At 34.9% G+C, this 559-nt stretch carries 1 protein-coding gene; it reads left to right on the top strand.

Going from position 1 to position 559, the window contains the following annotated elements; translation table 11 throughout:
• The coding region (locus FUA24_RS01050) for an ATP-grasp domain-containing protein (protein WP_317131915.1) at positions 1-559 on the top strand (559 nt) is incomplete at both ends.

A 559-nucleotide genomic window follows, 5' to 3' on the forward strand; every position in this document is an offset into this window, starting at 1 on the left:
GTTGAAACATTAGCTGGCCAAATAATAGGAATGAACCTTATAACCCCGCAAACATCTGCTGAAGGAAAAAAAGTGCACCAAGTACTAGTTGCTGAAGATGTTTATTACCCAGGCGAAAGTGAAACAGAAGAGTATTACATGTCTGTTTTATTAAATAGAGGTACAGGTAGAAATATGATAATGTATTCTACTGAAGGTGGTATGGATATTGAAACTGTGGCCGAAGAAACCCCACATTTAATTTTTACTGAAGAAATTGATCCTGCTGTTGGTTTATTGCCTTTCCAAGCAAGACGTATTGCCTTTAACTTAGGTTTAAGCGGTACAGCTTTTAAAGAAATGACCAAATTTGTAATGGCGCTTTATACGGCTTATGTAAAGTCTGATTCTTCATTATTCGAAATAAATCCTGTTTTAAAAACTAGTGATAACAAAATTTTAGCAGTTGATGCTAAAGTAACTATTGATGATAATGCGTTATACCGCCATAAAGATTATGAAGCATTAAGAGATTTACGTGAAGAAAACCCAATTGAGGTTGAAGCCAAAGAAGTTGGCT

The organism is Seonamhaeicola marinus (genome assembly GCF_008085455.1).